This window comes from Pseudomonas sp. BJa3 (assembly GCF_026343815.1).
GTDB classification, from domain to species: domain Bacteria; phylum Pseudomonadota; class Gammaproteobacteria; order Pseudomonadales; family Pseudomonadaceae; genus Aquipseudomonas; species Aquipseudomonas soli.
This window is the reverse complement of the sequence record NZ_JAOXMC010000577.1, coordinates 1-233: the sequence shown is the minus strand read 5'-3', so window position 1 is coordinate 233 and position 233 is coordinate 1. Positions and strand designations below refer to the sequence as shown.

1 pseudogene is annotated in these 233 nt (G+C 57.1%); it reads left to right on the top strand.

The window, feature by feature from the left end:
- Window positions 1-233 (top strand): annotated as a pseudogene (locus OH705_RS28855) (3-dehydroquinate synthase); the annotation flags it as partial.

The window sequence follows — 233 nt, the reverse complement described above, 5'->3', positions numbered from 1 at the left end:
AATGACCAAGAAAAAGATATCCTACTCAGTGCTCCAGGATGTGTTGCACTACGCCTATGCCCACAAAAAAATCGAAACACTCCAACTCATCTTCTATGCCCTGCTGACCGCGCGTCATGACCGGCGCACCACCGAGGTCGCCCTCGGTGGCGGCGTGATCGGTGACATGGCCGGCTTTGCCGCAGCCAGCTACCAGCGTGGGGTCGATTTTATCCAGGTGCCGACCACGCTGT